Genomic DNA, 462 nt, shown 5'->3' on the forward strand with positions numbered 1-462 from the left:
CAACGGCAGCACCGTCAGCACTACCATCACCGGTACCACAGGCGGCAATTTCGAGAACCTGGTGCCGAACACCGCGCCAGCCGTGACCACCATCACCGATTCCGTGGACAACACCGGGCTGACCCTGACGGCCACCGGCAACATCACCGAAGGCGGCCAGATTACCTACACCGCGACCCTGACCAACCCGGCCGGCACGCCGATGACCGTGACCTTGAGCAACGGTTCTGTCATTTCCATCGACGCGGGCCAGACCACCGGCACCGTCGTGGTTGGGACCCCCGCCAATGACGTCTATGTCAACGGCAGCACCGTCAGCACTACCATCACCGGTACCACAGGCGGCAATTTCGAGAACCTGGTGCCGAACACCGCGCCAGCCGTGACCACCATCACCGATTCCGTGGACAACACCGGGCTGACCCTGACGGCCACCGGCAACATCACCGAAGGCGGCCAGAT

At 63.6% G+C, this 462-nt stretch carries 1 protein-coding gene; it reads left to right on the forward strand.

The annotated features are described in order from the left end of the window. Window positions 1-462, forward strand: a 462-nt coding sequence (locus Q8X48_RS29845; RefSeq protein WP_407802813.1) for an immunoglobulin-like domain-containing protein, incomplete at both ends; no start/stop codon positions are given.

It is taken from the genome of Pseudomonas sp. QLc11A (assembly GCF_052112305.1).
GTDB lineage: Bacteria > Pseudomonadota > Gammaproteobacteria > Pseudomonadales > Pseudomonadaceae > Aquipseudomonas > Aquipseudomonas laurylsulfatiphila.